15 protein-coding genes are annotated in these 15,810 nt (G+C 63.8%); 8 read left to right on the top strand and 7 right to left on the bottom strand.

From position 1 onward, the window contains the following. Positions 1-321: 321 nt before the first annotated feature. Positions 322-1,239: a methylenetetrahydrofolate reductase [NAD(P)H] gene (gene metF, locus LB551_RS15615; RefSeq protein WP_224659764.1), complete on the bottom strand. Its 918-nt coding sequence runs from the start codon at positions 1,237-1,239 to the stop codon at positions 322-324. Further along, complete coding sequence (locus LB551_RS15610) at positions 1,239-2,261, bottom strand: ArsR/SmtB family transcription factor (RefSeq protein ID WP_224659763.1); 1,023 nt, start codon at positions 2,259-2,261, stop codon at positions 1,239-1,241. Before LB551_RS15610 ends, metF begins: the two co-directional genes overlap by 1 nt. Positions 2,262-2,408: 147 nt before the next feature. Here LB551_RS15610 and tsaA point away from each other — a divergent pair, with 147 nt between their 5' ends. The 4 genes from tsaA to LB551_RS15590 all read left to right on the top strand — a co-directional run bounded on the left by tsaA (position 2,409) and on the right by LB551_RS15590 (position 5,305). After that, positions 2,409-2,933 carry a tRNA (N6-threonylcarbamoyladenosine(37)-N6)-methyltransferase TrmO gene (gene tsaA, locus LB551_RS15605; protein WP_224659762.1) on the top strand — a complete coding sequence of 175 codons (525 nt, stop codon included), beginning with the start codon at positions 2,409-2,411 and terminating at the stop codon, positions 2,931-2,933. Further along, positions 2,930-3,244 (top strand): DUF2293 domain-containing protein, encoded by a 315-nt coding sequence (locus LB551_RS15600; protein WP_140644196.1) that lies wholly within the window; start codon positions 2,930-2,932, stop codon positions 3,242-3,244. Before tsaA ends, LB551_RS15600 begins: the two co-directional genes overlap by 4 nt. Before the next feature lie 130 nt (positions 3,245-3,374). Beyond that, the gene (locus tag LB551_RS15595) at positions 3,375-4,331 is read left to right on the top strand and encodes a D-amino acid aminotransferase (RefSeq protein ID WP_224659761.1); all 957 of its coding nucleotides are present in this window, start codon (positions 3,375-3,377) and stop codon (positions 4,329-4,331) included. Between the two features lie 134 nt (positions 4,332-4,465). Beyond that, the gene (locus tag LB551_RS15590; protein WP_224659760.1) at positions 4,466-5,305 is read left to right on the top strand and encodes an SDR family oxidoreductase; all 840 of its coding nucleotides are present in this window, start codon (positions 4,466-4,468) and stop codon (positions 5,303-5,305) included. A 52-nt stretch (positions 5,306-5,357) separates the two neighbouring features. Here the strand turns inward: LB551_RS15590 and LB551_RS15585 are convergent, their stop codons facing one another. Then, positions 5,358-5,984, bottom strand: coding sequence for an MOSC domain-containing protein (locus LB551_RS15585; protein WP_224659759.1), 627 nt, complete (start codon positions 5,982-5,984; stop codon positions 5,358-5,360). Positions 5,985-6,164: 180 nt separating this feature from the next. Between LB551_RS15585 and LB551_RS15580 the strand changes: the two genes are divergently transcribed. Beyond that, positions 6,165-6,680, top strand: a complete 516-nt coding sequence (locus LB551_RS15580; protein WP_224659758.1) for a methyltransferase family protein — start codon at positions 6,165-6,167, stop codon at positions 6,678-6,680. A gap of 66 nt (positions 6,681-6,746) precedes the next feature. Here the strand turns inward: LB551_RS15580 and LB551_RS15575 are convergent, their stop codons facing one another. From LB551_RS15575 to LB551_RS15560, 4 genes are all read right to left on the bottom strand, one after another. After that, complete coding sequence (locus LB551_RS15575; protein ID WP_224659757.1) at positions 6,747-7,868, bottom strand: beta-ketoacyl-ACP synthase III; 1,122 nt, start codon at positions 7,866-7,868, stop codon at positions 6,747-6,749. A gap of 206 nt (positions 7,869-8,074) precedes the next feature. Next, positions 8,075-8,842 (bottom strand): trans-aconitate 2-methyltransferase, encoded by a 768-nt coding sequence (tam, locus tag LB551_RS15570; RefSeq protein WP_224659756.1) that lies wholly within the window; start codon positions 8,840-8,842, stop codon positions 8,075-8,077. Positions 8,843-8,886: 44 nt separating this feature from the next. Next, positions 8,887-10,536: an energy-dependent translational throttle protein EttA gene (ettA, locus tag LB551_RS15565; protein WP_140495150.1), complete on the bottom strand. Its 1,650-nt coding sequence runs from the start codon at positions 10,534-10,536 to the stop codon at positions 8,887-8,889. A gap of 177 nt (positions 10,537-10,713) precedes the next feature. Next, positions 10,714-11,721, bottom strand: a complete 1,008-nt coding sequence (locus LB551_RS15560; RefSeq protein ID WP_224659755.1) for a ribonuclease T2 family protein — start codon at positions 11,719-11,721, stop codon at positions 10,714-10,716. Between the two features lie 187 nt (positions 11,722-11,908). Between LB551_RS15560 and LB551_RS15555 the strand changes: the two genes are divergently transcribed. The 3 genes from LB551_RS15555 to LB551_RS15545 all read left to right on the top strand — a co-directional run bounded on the left by LB551_RS15555 (position 11,909) and on the right by LB551_RS15545 (position 15,740). Further along, on the top strand, positions 11,909-12,841 hold the full coding sequence (locus LB551_RS15555) for an alpha/beta fold hydrolase (RefSeq protein ID WP_224659754.1): 933 nt from the start codon (positions 11,909-11,911) through the stop codon (positions 12,839-12,841). Between the two features lie 80 nt (positions 12,842-12,921). Further along, on the top strand, positions 12,922-14,094 hold the full coding sequence (locus tag LB551_RS15550; protein ID WP_224659753.1) for a CaiB/BaiF CoA transferase family protein: 1,173 nt from the start codon (positions 12,922-12,924) through the stop codon (positions 14,092-14,094). Further along, positions 14,091-15,740 (top strand): thiamine pyrophosphate-binding protein, encoded by a 1,650-nt coding sequence (locus tag LB551_RS15545; protein ID WP_224659752.1) that lies wholly within the window; start codon positions 14,091-14,093, stop codon positions 15,738-15,740. Before LB551_RS15550 ends, LB551_RS15545 begins: the two co-directional genes overlap by 4 nt. Positions 15,741-15,810 lie beyond the last annotated feature (70 nt).

The raw sequence follows: 15,810 nt of genomic DNA, 5'->3' as shown, positions 1-15,810 counted from the left end.
TTTTGCCTAGAAGTTTCAACGCCTAACGGCGAAAATGAGGTCGCAAACTCCACAATCGCGTCGCAATGCAGCACATTTTCCGCTTGCCTGTGGCACAAATGACCCTAGACTCCGGCCATAGCTCTTTAAGAGGAGGCTATGTCATGGGACTTACGAGGCCAATCAACGCATTGATGATCTGTGCTGCGTTTGCATTCATCGGCGCCCTCATTATAGGCGTTCTTCCCTGAACCCGCCAAAAACGGGGAAGACCAGCACCCAATAATCAACCAATTTGAAAGGCCGGGTTTTTACCCGGCCTTTCTGCATCTCAAGCCCGGTTCAGGCGGCTGCGGAGCCAGCCACTTCCGCCTCATGCGAGCGGATGCCGATCATGTGGCAGACGGCAAAGACGAGGTCGGCCCGGTTCATCGTATAGAAGTGGAAATCGCCCACGCCCCGCTCGACCAGATCCAGCACCTGCTCGGCCGCCACCGCCGACGCGACCAACGCATGCGTCTGCGGATCGTTCTGCAGGCCGTCGAAACGTTCGGCCAGCCATGCCGGCACCAGCGCGCCGCAACGTGCCGAGAAATTGGCGACCTGGGTGAAATTGTGCACCGGCAGGATGCCCGGCACGATCGGAATGTAGATGCCGGCTCGACGCGCGCGCTCGACATAGCGCTCGTAGAGATCGTTGTCGAAGAAGAATTGGGTGATCGCCCGCGTCGCGCCATTGTCGACCTTGCGCTTCAGCATGTCGATGTCGGTGGCGAAGTCGGGGCTTTCCGGATGCTTTTCCGGATAGGCCGAGACCGAGATGTCGAAATCGCCCACGCTCTTCAGCGCACCGACCAGCTCGGCGCCATTGGCATAGCCGTCCGGGTGCGGACGGTAGGCGGTGCCGACGCCCGCGGCCGGATCGCCGCGCAGGGCGACGAACCGCTTCACGCCCATGTCGGCGAATTCCTGGATCACCGCGTCGACCTCAGGGCGTGGAGCGTCGACGCAGGTCATGTGCGCTGCCGGCGTCAGGCTGGTCTCCTTCAGGATACGGCCTACGGTGCGTGCCGTGCGCTCCCGAGTCGAACCGCCGGCACCGTAGGTCACCGAGACGAATTTCGGCTTCAGCGGTTCCAGTCGGGTGACTGTGTCCCACAGCCTCGCTTCCATCTCGTCCGACTTTGGCGGGAAGAATTCGAAGGAAACCCTGACCTTGTCGCCAATGTCGGGGCGGCGGGAAAAGCGGAACTGGTTCATCAGGCGATTTCCCCTATCGAACTCACTTTGGTCTGCTGGCTGTCATTGGCAGGATCGGCGATCAGCAGGCGCCGGTCGCGGCCAAGCCAGAGCTTGACCGTGAGCTTGGCCTCGGTGCCGCCGCTCGGCTCGAACTCCTGGGCATCTTCGAGATCGAGGCCCGCTTCGGAGAACCACTCGCCGATCTGCCGGTCGGAAAAGCCGAGGCGCATATGCGCGTGCTCGTCGCGCAGGAATTCCAGGGCATGCGGCGCGAAATCGACGATCACCAGCCGTCCGGAAGGGCGCAGCAGCCGCGCCGCCTCATGGACGGCGCGGGCGGGATCGTCGAGATAGTGCAGCACCTGATGGATGGTGACGAGATCGAAGGCGTCGCGCTCGACCGGCGGCGAGAAGATGTCGCCCTGCCGCACCTGAGCATTGGAGACGCCGGCCTTGTCCAGATTGGCGCGCGCGACGGTCAGCATCTCGCGCGACATGTCAATGCCGATGCCGCGCCGGTAGAGTGGCGAGAAGATTTCCAGGAGGCGCCCCGTACCGGTGCCGAGATCGAGCATCGATTGGAATGGCCGCTTGCCGACGAGTTTAATGAGGGCGGCCTCGACCGCACGGTCCGGCACGTGCAGGGAGCGGATGTGGTCCCAGCTTGCCGCATTCTGCGAAAAATACTCCGCCGCGCGGTCCTGCCGCTTGCGCTTGACCGAGGCCAGCCGCTCGAGATCGCGCTCGACCTGCGGATCGGCGCCGCGAATGCCGGCGACCAGCCGCAGCACGAAGTCGCGCGCCGAATCCGTGTCAGACAGCCGGAAGAAGGCCCACGATCCCTCCTGGTAACGGCCGATCAGCCCGGCCTCCAGGAGCAGCTTCAGGTGCCGCGACACGCGTGGCTGCGACTGGCCGAGAATCTCGGTAAGATCGGAGACGGTGAGATCGCCGCGCGACAGCAGCGCCAGTATGCGCAGGCGGCTCGATTCGGCCGCCGCCTTCAATGTGTCCACCATGGTGTCGAGCGAGACATGCATCAGCGTATTCTCTTTGAAAAAGATATAAACATATGTTTATGTCGATTTTCGAAGCCTTGCAAGCGCTATGTCGCTTCCGGACAAGAAAATGCCGCATGCATGATTTCCCGGTGGGTAACGACATGCGCCAACGAAAAGATGGATAAAATGACTGGACGGCGTGAGATGTTCGAGGCGCGGGAGGGCGAGCAGAGGCTGGAGATAGATCCGGCGCTGATGCCGGCCGATGGCGGCGTCATCTTCATCGGCCGCATCGCCTCGCCATGGACGACGCGCGAAACCTGCCCCAAGAACATGCGCGCGGCGCGCGAGACCGGGCAGCCGGCAGCACTGACGATCGACCCGGCCTACCGGGCCGGCCTGCAAGGGCTGGAGCGCGCCAGCCACCTCGTCATCCTGTCGTGGCTGCACCACGCGCCGCGGACTCTGATCGTTCAGAAACCGCGCCATGCGGCTGAAGCAAAAGGCGTATTCGCCCTGCGCTCCCCTGCCCGGCCAAACCCGATCGGCCTGCATGTGGCGAAACTGATTGCGCTCGACATCGCCACCGGGCGCATCGAGATCGACGCCATCGACGTGCTCGATGGCACCCCGGTGGTCGATATAAAACCCTACTTCGCATCGACCGATGCCTTTGCCGAGGCGACCATCGAAGGGCGCGACGAACGATGAAGGCGCCGACCGGCCGTCGACGCGCCCTCGCCAAGGCGCTGACCGCGCTTCTGCCGCTGGCGCCCTATGCCGACATGGAGAAGATCCGAGCCGATGCCGGTTCCGTTCACATGAAGACCTTGCCGCCGACCATTGCCGTGTGGCTGGCGACGATTGCCCATATCCGTCACGCCCATACCGACTACGAAAAGCTGCTCGCCGAAGGCTATGACCGCGACTCGGCGCGCTTCTTCGTCATCGAGCAGACCAATGTCGTGCTTACCCGCTGGCGCGCCACCCGCCTGCTCGACGCCGACGACGAGGATGATTGAAGCGGTTGCCGTCCGGCACGGCGCTCGGTTGCATGGGCTGGCCAGCTTCACTTCGAGGACGAACGACGCCGAATGACTGGCTCTATGCCCGCTGCCTGACACCGATAGCCTGTGACACAAGGAGGTGCCGATGAGCCAGACCGCACAGGATACACGGCCGCTGCCTGTGGTGAGCGACCGCCACGTCGATCCTCATGCCTATCCCGACGGCATCGCCTTCCTCGACGGCCAGTACCTGCCGATGTCGCAGGCTAAGATCTCCGTGCTGGACTGGGGGTTCCTGCATTCCGATGCCACTTACGACACCGTGCATGTCTGGAACGGCCGCTTCTTCAGGCTTGACCTGCATCTCGACCGCTTCTTCGGAGGACTGGAGAAATTGCGCATGACGATCCCGTTCGACCGCGACGGCGTGACCGGGATCCTGCACGATTGCGTGGCACTGTCGGGACACCGCGCCGCCTATGTCGAAATGCTGTGCACGCGCGGCGCTTCCCCTACTTTCAGCCGCGATCCGCGGCAGTCGATCAATCGCTTCATGGCATTTGCCGTGCCGTTCGGCTCGGTCGCCAATGCCGAGCAGTTGCAGCGCGGACTGCGGGTCGCCATCAGCGACAAGGTGCGCATTCCGCCGGCCTCGATCGACCCGGCGATCAAGAACTACCACTGGCTCGATCTGGTGCGCGGCCTTTACGACGCCTATGACCGCGGCGCCGAGACAGCGCTCATTCTCGACTTCAACGGCAATGTCGCCGAAGGCCCGGGCTTCAACGTCTTCTGCGTCAAGGACGGCAAGCTCTCGACGCCGGCGATCGGCGTCCTGCCAGGCATAACCCGCCGCACCGTCTTCGATCTCTGTGCGCAGGAAAACCTCGACGCCGCTCCGGCCGATGTCAGCGTCGCGGCATTGCGCGAGGCCGACGAGGTCTTCATCACATCGACCGCCGGCGGCATCATGCCGGTCACGATGATCGACGGCAGCCTGGTCGCGGACGGGAGGCCAGGCGCGATCACCCGCCGACTGATGGCGCTCTATTGGAACAAGCATGAGGATCCGGCCTGGTCGAGCGCTGTACGCTACCCCTGACCGGTCGCCGCTCCCGTCCAAATAATTCCGCCACCGCCCCTGGAAAGTCGCGGGACGCACCGTATATGGCAAAAAGCGGAGAAGCCTCCGCTTACCCCTGAAAAATCACGGCCCATACGGGCAAGGACTTCATCATGACAAACAAGGTTTGGTTCATCACCGGATCGTCGAAGGGTTTTGGCCGCGTCTGGGCCGAGGCCGCGCTCGCCCGCGGCGACCGCGTCGCGGCAACCGCCCGCGATGCCGGCACGCTCGCCGATCTCGCCGTGAAGTATGGCGACAACATCGCCGCGATAAAGCTCGATGTCACCGACAAGAAAGCCGTCGGTGCCGCAATCGCCGAGGCGCACAAGCGGTTTGGCCGGCTCGACATCGTCGTCAACAATGCCGGCTATGGCCATTTCGGCGCCATCGAGGAAGTCAGCGAGCAGGAAGCCCGCGACCAGATCGAAACCAATGTGTTCGGCGCACTGTGGGTCACCCAGGCCGCCTTGCCGATCATGCGGGCGCAGCGCTCCGGCCACATCATCCAGATCTCGTCGATCGGCGGCGTCAATGCCTTCGCCTCGCTTGGCCTCTACCACGCCTCGAAATGGGCGCTGGAAGCCTTCAGCCAGTCGTTGAGCCTCGAGGTCGCGGAGTTCGGCATGCATGTCACGCTGGTCGAGCCCGGCGGCTTCTCCACCGACTGGGCCGGTCCGTCGGCCAAGGTCTCCAAAGCGCTGGACGCCTATGCGCCCGTCCGCGCTGCCATGGCGGAGCGCCGCAGCCGCGCCGTGGCCGGCGATCCCGAGGCCACCGGACCGGCGATGCTGGCCATCGTCGACGCGGCCGAGCCGCCTCTCAGAGTGTTCTTCGGCGACGGCGGGCTGCCGATGATCAAGCAGGAATACGCCAACCGCATCGCCACCTGGGAAAAGTGGGACCATGTTTCGGTCATGGCGCAAGGCGCCAACAAGAACCGCAAGGCCTAAGGGCTAGTGCGGGTCGCTCAGCCACGCCGTTTCGAGCGGCGTGGCTACCTCGTCAGACGCGATAAATCCACTGCTCCGGCACACGCACGGAGATTTCCTCGCCGGACCTGACGATGCCGGGCTTCTCGACCCAGCCTACAAGGCCCCGCAGCCGCTTGGCCACTTTCGGAAAGAGCAGCGCGGTGGCGTCGCGGTCCCCCGCCCGGACATGCTCGGCGATCGACTGCCCGGCGACGCGGCATGGCTTGTTCTGGGCATCGATCTTGATCGTCACGCCGCCCTGGAAGAACAGCAGCGAGCCGGATGGCAACATCGAAAGATGCGGCACCCCTTCGATCAGCAAATTGGCGCCGATCCACTCGGGCTTGATCTCCTCTAGGCCCATGCGTTCGGCGACCAGCGCGAGTTCGTCCGCCGCCACCAGCGACAACTGCCTCTCGTTGCGCATCTCGGTGCCGCGCGGATACCACGGTTCGCGCCCGCCGGAGCGTCGCGCTATCCCGGCATGAAAATCGCCGGCTATGCCGTCGAAGCCCAGCTGCAATTTCTCGACCGCCTTGGTTTCGAAATGGTCGAACGGAGCGGCATAGAGCGCCGCCGCCCTTGCCGCCAGCTTGCGGCCCGGCACGATGTCGACCGGCAGGTCCGCCGGAAAAAGCCTTGGGTTGGTTTCCTGCATCGGTCTGGTCTAGAGGCCCTCCGCAATGCGGTCCAGTCGAAAGCGCTGATGATCCGATCACGCCGTTTGATGCCGATCACGACTTTCTTACCGGAAACGCAGTTGCCGCCCACAGCGCGCCGCATTGCCGCCGCGCCGCCGGCATAGTCGAGGGCGCCAGATCGGGAGGAGGTTCGGGTCATGCAGGTGGGACACGCCGTTGCTGCGCTCTGGTTGTTCTGGCTGGTATCGTGGATCCTTGCCGCTTCATGGGCCGATCCCGTGCGCAAGCGGGCGGATTTCAGGGCGGAGGCGCGATATCGGGTTCTCTGGCTCGCCGGTACCGTCCTGCTGTTCGTTCCGGCGCACGGCTATGTGGGTCGGCTTCGGCTCTGGACACCGACGCTCCCCCAGGCCTGGATTTGCGTCGCCCTGATCGCCATCGGCATCGCCTTTGCTTGGTGGGCCCGCCTGCATCTCGGCCGGCTATGGTCCAGCACGGTAACCGCCAAGGCCGATCATCGCATCATCGACACCGGTCCTTACGCGCTTGTCCGTCATCCGATCTATACGGGCCTGCTGCTTTCGATCTTCGCCACCATGGCCGTCAAGGGCACGGTATGGGGCGTCGCGGGTGCGGCCCTGCTGCTTGCCGGGATCGTCATCAAGGCGAGGCTGGAGGAAAGTTTCCTGCGCGGCGAGCTTGCCCGCCTATGACGATTACGCGCGCCGCGTGCCGATGCTGGTTCCCTTCCCGCCGGCCTGAAGCGGCAAGCGCCCGTCCTACAGCATTCGCAGCAGCGCGCCGCCGATCGAATACCCCGCGCCGAAAGCGCAGATCAGCCCGAAATCGCCCGCCTTCATGTCGGCATGGTTCTCCGACAACGCGACGATGGCGCCGGCGCCGGCCGTGTTGCCGAGACGCTCCAGCACCATGGGCGCGCGGTCATGATCGACCTCGTGGCCGAATGATAGTTTCAGGATCATGGCGTTCATGCGCGCATTGGCCTGGTGCAGCCAGAAGCGTCGCACCGCCTGCGGCGTCAGGCCGTGCTCGGCCAGGAACTCGACGATGAATTTGTGCCCGGCGACGGTGACTTCCTTGAACACCTTGTTGCCGACCTGCTTGATGAGGTTGCCCTCCAGATCGATCCTGTAGGGATCGTCCTGTGCGGTGCGGGTGTGATAGCCGAGATTGGTGCGGATGTTGTTCGACATCTGCGTCCAGATACGCGTGTCGAGCACCTCGAAACGTCCCGGCCGTTTCTCGCCGAGTGCCAGCCCCTCGACCACCATCGACACCGAGGCGTCGCCGAAGATGAAATGCGTCTGCCGGTCGCGGAAATTGAGATGGCCGGTGATGATCTCCGGCGTCGTCACCAGGATGCGCTTATGCGCGCCCGCGCGCACCAGATTGACCGCCATGTGCAGTGCCGCCGCGGCGGAGGAGCAGCCGAGCCCCATGTCGAACCCCGCCCCCTTGGTGCCCAGGGCCTGCTGCATCTCGATGGCGATCGCCGGATAGGGCCGCTGGTGGTGCGAGGCCGAGCAGATCACCAGGTCGATATCGGAGGGCAGCAACCCGGCATGATCGAGGGCCTTGCGGGCCGAAGCGATGCCGAACTCGGCCTCCAGCGACAGCGCATCGTCCGGCCGTGCGGGAATGCGCGGCGCCATGCGGGTCGGGTCGAGTATGCCTTCGCGCTCGATCACATGACGGCTGCGCACGCCCGAGGCGTGGACGATGAAATCGCTGTCCGATTTCTGCAGCAGCGGCTGGTCCGTCCCCGACCGGCGCGCGTTCTCCGTGTCGACCCATCTGTTGAAGCTGGCGACCAGTTCCTCATTGCTGATCTCGGGTTCGGGGATTTCGACGCCGATGCCGCTGATGATGACGCGATGCATGTTCAGTCCGTCCCATCCGCAGGCGTTCAGGGGCTTTGATGTGGGCGCAAGGGAGGCCCGGCGCAACCCTTGTCGCATTGAGCCGGTTTATGCCAGCTTAAACCGGTTCCCGCGCCCCTCACCATGCGCACAGTTTGGTGTTCGTCTGCGGGCTGTTCCAGCATGCGCCGTCGTCGCGGCCGCGCACGAACCGTACCAGGCCATCTTCAAGCCCGCTTGGCGACGATGAAAATGCGGGGAAAACGCAACAGCACCTTGCCATTGGCCGTCCTGGGATAGGCCCTGGCGATCTTGGCCGTGTAGCTGTCGAGGAACATCTTGCGCTCATCCGCACCCAGCGGATCGACAAAAGGTTTCAGCCCCGTCGACTTCACCCATTCCACGATCGCTTCGGCATCGGCCAGCGGATGATTGTAGACCGTGTGCCAGATGTCGAGCCGGTCCGACAGCGGCGACAACAGATCATAGTAGAACGATACCGGCGGCAGCGGCGCGCGCGCCGCGCCCTTCATCTTGGCTGCGAACGGCATTTCGGCGGCCGTCTCACGCATCAGGCGGTGCGAATCCTCGCCCATATTGTCGGGCATCTGGACGGCGAGCGCGCCGCCAGGCGCCAGAAGCCCCATCAGCCGTCGGAAGACATCAGGATGTTCCGGCAGCCACTGGAACACGGCATTGGCGAAGATGACGTCGACCGGCTTCTCGGGCTGCCATGCGGCCGCGTCCGCCAGATCGAAAGTGACATTGGGCAAGCGCGCCCTCGCCTTCTCGATCATATCGGGCGAGGTGTCGAAGCCGCTGACCTCGGCATCCGGCCAGCGCTCGACCAGCAATTCGGTCGAATTGCTCGGCCCGCAGCCGATATCGACGACACGGCGCGGAAAATCCACCGGAACCTGAGCGACCAGGTCCCGCGCCGGCCGCGTGCGCTCGTCCTCGAATTTCAGATATTGGGCGGCGGACCAATCAGCCATCTAAGCTCCTCATATCGTCTTGAGAAATCCGCCGCCTTCAAACCTTACCGCGTCAGCCTCTTATGCGTCATGCGGTGGGGGGCCGCCGCTTCCGCACCCAGGCGGCGAAGCTTGTCCTTCTCATATTCCTCGAAATTGCCTTCGAACCATTCGACATGCGCGTCGCCCTCGAAGGCGAGCATATGAGTCGCCATCCGGTCGAGGAACATGCGGTCGTGGCTGATGATGACCGCGCAGCCCGCATAGGCTTCCAGCGCATCTTCGAGCGCGCTTAGCGTCTCGGTATCGAGATCGTTGGTCGGTTCGTCGAGCAAAAGCACATTGCCGCCGCCTTTGAGCATCTTGGCCAGATGGACGCGGTTGCGCTGGCCGCCCGAAAGATTGCCAACCTTCTGCTGCTGATCGCCGCCACGGAAGTTGAAGGACGAGCAATAGGCGCGGCTGTTGACCTCGTGCTTGCCGAGCTTGATCACTTCGGCGCCGCCGGAGATCTCTTCCCACACCGTCTTGTTCGGATCCAGCGCGTCGCGGCTCTGGTCGACATAGCCGAGCTTGACCGTCTCGCCGATGCGGATCGATCCGGCGTCCGGCTTCTCCTGGCCGGTGAAGGTCTTGAACAGCGTCGTCTTGCCGGCGCCGTTCGGGCCGATGACGCCGACAATGCCGCCCGGCGGCAGCCTGAACGACAGGTCCTCGATCAAAAGCTCGTCGCCGAAGCCCTTGGTGAGCCCTTCGACCTCGATCACAACATTGCCGAGGCGCTCGCCCGACGGAATGACGATCTGCGTGTCGGTGGGCTTGCGGTTCTGCGACTGCTCGACCAGTTCCTCATAGGCCTTGATACGGGCCTTGGACTTGGTCTGGCGCGCCTTGGGCGAGGACTGGATCCACTCACGCTCGCGCCAGATCGACTTCTGGCGGGCGTCGTCCTCACGGCCTTCCTGGATCAGGCGCTTGGCCTTGGCGTCGAGATATTTGGTGTAGTTGCCCTCGTAAGGGATGCCACGGCCGCGATCGAGCTCGAGGATCCATCCCGTGACGTTGTCGAGGAAGTAGCGGTCGTGGGTGATGATCAGCACCGAGCCCGGATAATCGCGCAGGTGCTTTTCCAGCCACGCCGTGGTCTCGGCGTCGAGATGGTTGGTCGGCTCGTCGAGCAAAAGCAGATCGGGCTGTTCCAGGAGCAGCCGGCACAGCGCCACGCGGCGGCGCTCGCCGCCCGACAGATTGGTCACCTCGGAATCGGCCGGCGGGCACTGCAGCGCGTCCATCGCCATCTCGACCTGCTGCTCAAGGTCCCAAAGATTGAGCCGATCCATCTCGTCCTGGAGCTTGGCCGACTCGTCCGCCGTCTCGTCGGAATAGTTCATCATCAATTCGTTGTAGCGCTCGATGATGGCGGTCTTCCTGCCGACGCCGTCCATGACGTTTTCACGCACGGTCTTGCTGTTGTCGAGCTGCGGCTCCTGCGCCAGGTAGCCCACGGTCGCGCCCTCGGCCAGCCACGCCTCGCCCTGGAACTCCTTGTCGAGCCCGGCCATGATGCGCAGGATGGTCGACTTACCCGAACCGTTAGGGCCGAGAATGCCGATCTTGGCGTCCGGGTAGAAGGACAGATGAACGTTATCGAGCACCTTCTTGGTGCCGTAGGCCTTCGACAGGCCGGACATGTGATAGATGAACTGGCGTGCCACGCGCGCTTTCCCTGAAAAACTGACTTGTTCGTCGATTTGAATGGAGGTTGGCCGCTATGTAGGCGATGCGGGGCCGAACGGCAATCGCTTTCGCCGCATCGAACCGATCACAGGCCGCACTAACAACGGGCATTGGCGTTGCCCCGGCCTGCCTCCCGGCTGGAATGAGCTCAGGACCTACTGGAACCCGATCGCGTCGACGGTTCCGGTCGGGCAACCGGCCTTGTTGGTCGGCACCGAGGCCAGCAGCAGGTCCTTGAGCGAGCTGTTCGGGCCGATCGGACCGGCGAGGCCGAGCGTCAACTCTCCGATCAGCCGCCGCCCGCTCGACGGATCGATGACGCAGGAAACGCGCACACGATCGCCGGCGCCGGCGCCGAAAGCCCGGTCGAAGGCGCCGCGGATCTGATCCGCCGTCAGCTTGCCGCCGATGTTCTTGGCGAAGAGGTCGCGCACAGCCGAGCCGTTCACCTCACGCATCAGGCTGAGCGCGTCGGAAAAGTACTCCTGCTGGTTCTTGCCGTAGCAGGTGCCGTGCTTGATCCATTCATGCCGCTCCAACTGCGAAGCTGTGCCCGGCATCACCTTGTCGAGTTCCGTGCGCGTGCCGGCGTCCAAATTGACAGGCGGAAGATCCTTCCAGTGCGCAGGATTGTCATTGGCCTTGTCGCTGGCCGGTACCTGGCAATAGAAATTCCCGTTCGGCTGCGGCCACAGGCCGTGCAAGGTGAAGTTGCTGGCATCGAATTCGTTCGGGTTTTGCGCCTTGCATTCGCTCTTGCTGGACTTGGTCTCGCAAAAAGCCGGCTGCCAGCTCAGCGCGAAGACATATTCGGGTTTTCCCGACGCCGCCGGCTTGCCCTGCCCGCCGGGGGTCGCCGGCAGCGTTGCTGCGCTGCTGCCGGAGAGATGTCCGCAACTGACCTTCACCCAGCGCCGATCCGGATCCGCGCCCGGTACCAGGATGAGATAATGCGTCGGCGCATCCTTGTTGCCCGCCAGAAGTTGATAGCTCTGGCCGGCATCGGTTGAGACATTGCCGGGATTCTTGCCGTTCTTGATGGCTTGCGTTGCCGGACATGAGGCATCGGCAACAAAGGTGCCGCTCATCCTGACGTCGGCATGGGCCGCGCCCGTCAATGATGCCGCCGAAATGGCCAATCCGAAAACAACAGCAATGCGCATGGAGAATCCCTGGGTGAAAAAGGTGGCCGACAGACTGAAGCTGTCTCCATGTCAGAATTGCGATATTCCACCGGCCAAACGCAAGAAACATCATCGCGAGAAATCCCGAATGGCGGATTGACGCTGAACCGGCCCCGGCGCAAACAAGGCTGGCGCCACCGAGGCGGGCCAGGGTGGAAATCACTGAATGTCATTCAGCCAGCAGCGCATGGTCCGTTCGCCGACCGGCGCCGACCTCAATCTTCTGGTCCGGCGGGCCGACGGCCATCCGCGCGCCGTCATCCAGATCAATCACGGGCTGGCGGAACATGCGGCGCGCTATGGCCGATTTGCCGATTTTCTGGGCGCGCGCGGCTTCCATGTCTATGTCCACGACCATCGCGGCCATGGCGCGACCAACGCGCCCGACGCACCGCTGGGCAGGTTCGCGCATGAGGACGGCCCCGCCAAGGTCATAGCCGATGTCGGCGCCATTCATGATCTCATCGCCAGGGAGCAGCCGGGCCTGCCCGTCATCCTGTTCGGCCATTCGATGGGCGCCTCCGTGGCGCTGAACTTCCTCCAGGCGCATTCGAACCGCATTCATGCCGCCGCCATCTGGAACGGCAATTTTTCAGCTGGCCTGCTCGGGCAGGTGGCACTCGGCATCCTTGCCTGGGAAAGGATGCGGCTCGGCTCGGATGTCCCATCGCGTCTGCTGCCGAAACTCACCTTCCAGGCCTGGGGCAAGGCGGTGCCCAACCACCGGACCTTGTTCGACTGGCTGTCACGCGACGAGGCGGAGGTGGCGAAATACATCGCCGACCCGCTATGCGGCTGGGACGCCTCGGTGTCGATGTGGCGCGATGTCGTCCAGATGGCGCTCCGTGGCGGCAGGGACGCAGCTTTTGCCGGCGTTCGGCGCGATCTTCCCGTCAGCGTCGTGGGGGGCGAAAAAGACCCTGCGTCGGACCATGGCAAGGCGATCACCCATCTTGCCCAACGCATGCGCAAAATGGGCTTTTCGAATCTCGTTTCAAAGGTTTACAGCGAGACCCGCCACGAAAGCCTGAACGAGGTGAATCGCGACATCGTCATGGACGATTTCGCGGCATGGGCAGAGACGGTCCTGAAGCGGTGAAACGTTGGCCCATTGCAAGAACCGTGACAGCGGCAATCTCTGTTGATAGAGGCTTCGGTTCCGACCAATTCTGGTGATCTATGGCTGAGCCCCCGCTGAAAGGCGTCCGCGTCGTCGAACTCGCCCGCATCCTTGCCGGGCCCTGGGCCGGGCAGTTGCTTGCCGATCTCGGCGCCGACGTCATCAAGGTCGAAAGCCCCGATGGCGGCGACGACACCCGCAAATGGGGTCCGCCCTTCGTCATGGGCAAGGATGGCGAAAACCTGTCGGCCGCCTATTATCATTCCTGCAATCGCGGCAAGCGCTCCATCGCCATCGATTTTTCCACGCCGGAGGGCGCCGAAACCGTGCGCCGGCTGGTGGCAACTTCTGACGTGCTGATCGAGAACTTCAAGCTTGGCGGCTTGAAGAAATACGGGCTCGACCATGACAGCCTGCGCAAGATCAATCCGCGCCTCGTTTATTGCTCGATCACCGGCTTCGGCCAGGACGGTCCTTACGCACCGCGCGCCGGCTACGATTTCATCATCCAGGGCATGGCCGGCATGATGTCGATCACCGGCGAGGCCGGACGCGAGCCGCAAAAGGCCGGCGTCGCCATCTCCGACATCTTCACCGGCCTCTATTCCGTCATCGCCATCCAGGCGGCCCTTCGCCACGCCGAAAAAACTGGCGAAGGCCAGCACATCGACATGGCATTGTTCGACACCCAGATCTCGGCGCTCGGCAACCAGAACCTCAACTATCTCGTTTCCGGCAAGTCGCCGGTGCAGATGGGCAACGCGCATATGAACATTGCGCCCTACGAGGTGCTGCCGGTCCGGGACGGCCACATCATCCTGGCGGTCGGCAATGACGGCCAGTTCGCCAGGTTCTGCGCGGTGGTCGGGCTGGACGAATTGCCCGGCAATCCCGATTTCGGCACCAATCCGGCCCGCGTCGCCAACCGGGTGAAGCTGCGCGAGCGGATCGTCGAGGCGCTGAAGACCAGGGATCGCGACCCTCTGCTGGCCAAGCTCGAAGCGGCTAGCGTGCCGGCGAGCCCGATCAACACGATCGGACAGATGTTCGCCGACCCGCAGGCGATCGCGCGCGGCATGCGGCTCGACCTCGACGACGGCCATGGCAATCTTCTGCCCTCGGTTCGCGCACCGATGATCATGTCCGAAACACCGCTCGTCTATGAGCGCCCCTCGCCCCGCCTGGGCGAACACACTGACGAAATCCTTGCCGAACTGGAGAGAGCAAAATGAAAACCGGCGGACAATTGATCGTCGACGCGCTCGAGGCCAACGGCACCGACCGTATCTTCTGCGTGCCAGGCGAATCCTATCTCGCGGTGCTCGACGCGCTGCACGATTCATCGATCCGCAGTATCGTCTGTCGCCAGGAAGGCGGCGCCGCCATGATGGCCGACTGCCAAGGCCGCCTCACCGGCAAACCCGGCATCTGCTTCGTCACCCGCGGCCCCGGCGCCACCAATGCGTCCGCCGGCATCCACATCGCCATGCAGGATTCGATTCCCGTGATCCTGTTCATCGGCCAGGTCGCCAGCCACGCCAAGCAGCGCGAGGCCTTCCAGGAAGTGGACTATGTCAGGTTCTTTGGCGACATCGCCAAATGGGTGGTGGAGATCGACGATGCCTCGCGCATTCCCGAATTCGTCACCCGCGCCTTTGCCATGGCGACCTCCGGCCGCCCAGGCCCTGTCGTCATCTCGCTGCCGGAAGACATGCTGACCAGTGTCGTCGACGCACCGGCTGCGCTCGCCTACACCCCGGTCGAGACCAGCCCCGCCGAAGCCGAACTCGACCGGCTCGAGGCGCTGCTCAATGCCGCCAAACGGCCGATCGCGATCCTGGGCGGCACACGTTGGGATTTCCAGGCTGTTCAGGAAATCACCCGCATCGCCGAGGCGTGGTCGCTGCCGGTCGGATGCTCCTTCCGCCGCCAGATGTTGTTCGATCATCTGCACCCGAACTATGCCGGCGATGTCGGCATCGGCATCAACCCGAAGCTGGCGACAGCGATCAAGCAGGCCGATCTGGTGCTGCTGATCGGCGGCCGCATGGGCGAGATGCCGTCCTCGGACTATACGCTCCTGAAAAGCCCCTACCCCGACCAGATGCTGGTTCATGTCCATGCCGATGCCGGCGAACTCGGCCGCGTCTACCGCCCAACGCTTGCGATCAACGCCTCGCCCGCCGCCTTCGTGCGCGCCTTCGCCAAACGGAAGGGACCGGCATCGCCGGGCTGGGCGGCGGATACGGCAAAGCTGCACGCCGCTTATCTCGACTGGTCGACGCCGCCGGAAAGCGGTCCGGGCGCCGTCCAGATGGGGCCGATCATGACCTATCTCGAAACGGTGCTCCCCGACGACGCGATCCTGACCAACGGCGCCGGCAACTACGCCACGTGGGTGCACCGCTTCCATCGCTTCCGCCGCTTTGCCACACAGGGCGCGCCTACTTCAGGCTCGATGGGCTATGGGACGCCTGCCGCTGTCGCAGCCAAGGCGCTGTTCCCGGATCGCACCGTGGTCGCCTTCGCCGGCGACGGCTGCTTTCTGATGAACGGGCAGGAATTCGCGACCTCCGTGCAGTACGGGTTGCCGATCATCGTCATCGTTGTCAACAATGGCATCTACGGCACCATCCGCATGCACCAGGAGCGTGAATACCCCGGGCGGGTGGTCGCCACCGACCTCAAGAATCCGGACTTCGCCGCCCTGGCGCGTGCCTATGGCGGCCATGGCGAAACGGTGGAGAGGACCGCCGACTTCGCCCCTGCCTTCGAGCGCGCCCGCGCTAGCGGCAAGCCGGCGATCATCGAGATCAGGCTCGATCCGGAGGCAATCACGCCGACCCGCACGATGACGCAGATAAGAGACAAGGTCTGAAGGTCGGTGTCCGGCAGGACAGAGGGGGCGCTGCCCGCAAAGCCTTCAAGCTAATACGGGCGCCCCCTGA

It is taken from the genome of Mesorhizobium sp. BR1-1-2, assembly GCF_020165435.1.
Lineage (GTDB): Bacteria > Pseudomonadota > Alphaproteobacteria > Rhizobiales > Rhizobiaceae > Mesorhizobium.
The sequence above is the reverse complement of the archived record's forward strand: the minus strand, read 5'-3'. Positions and strand labels throughout refer to the sequence as shown.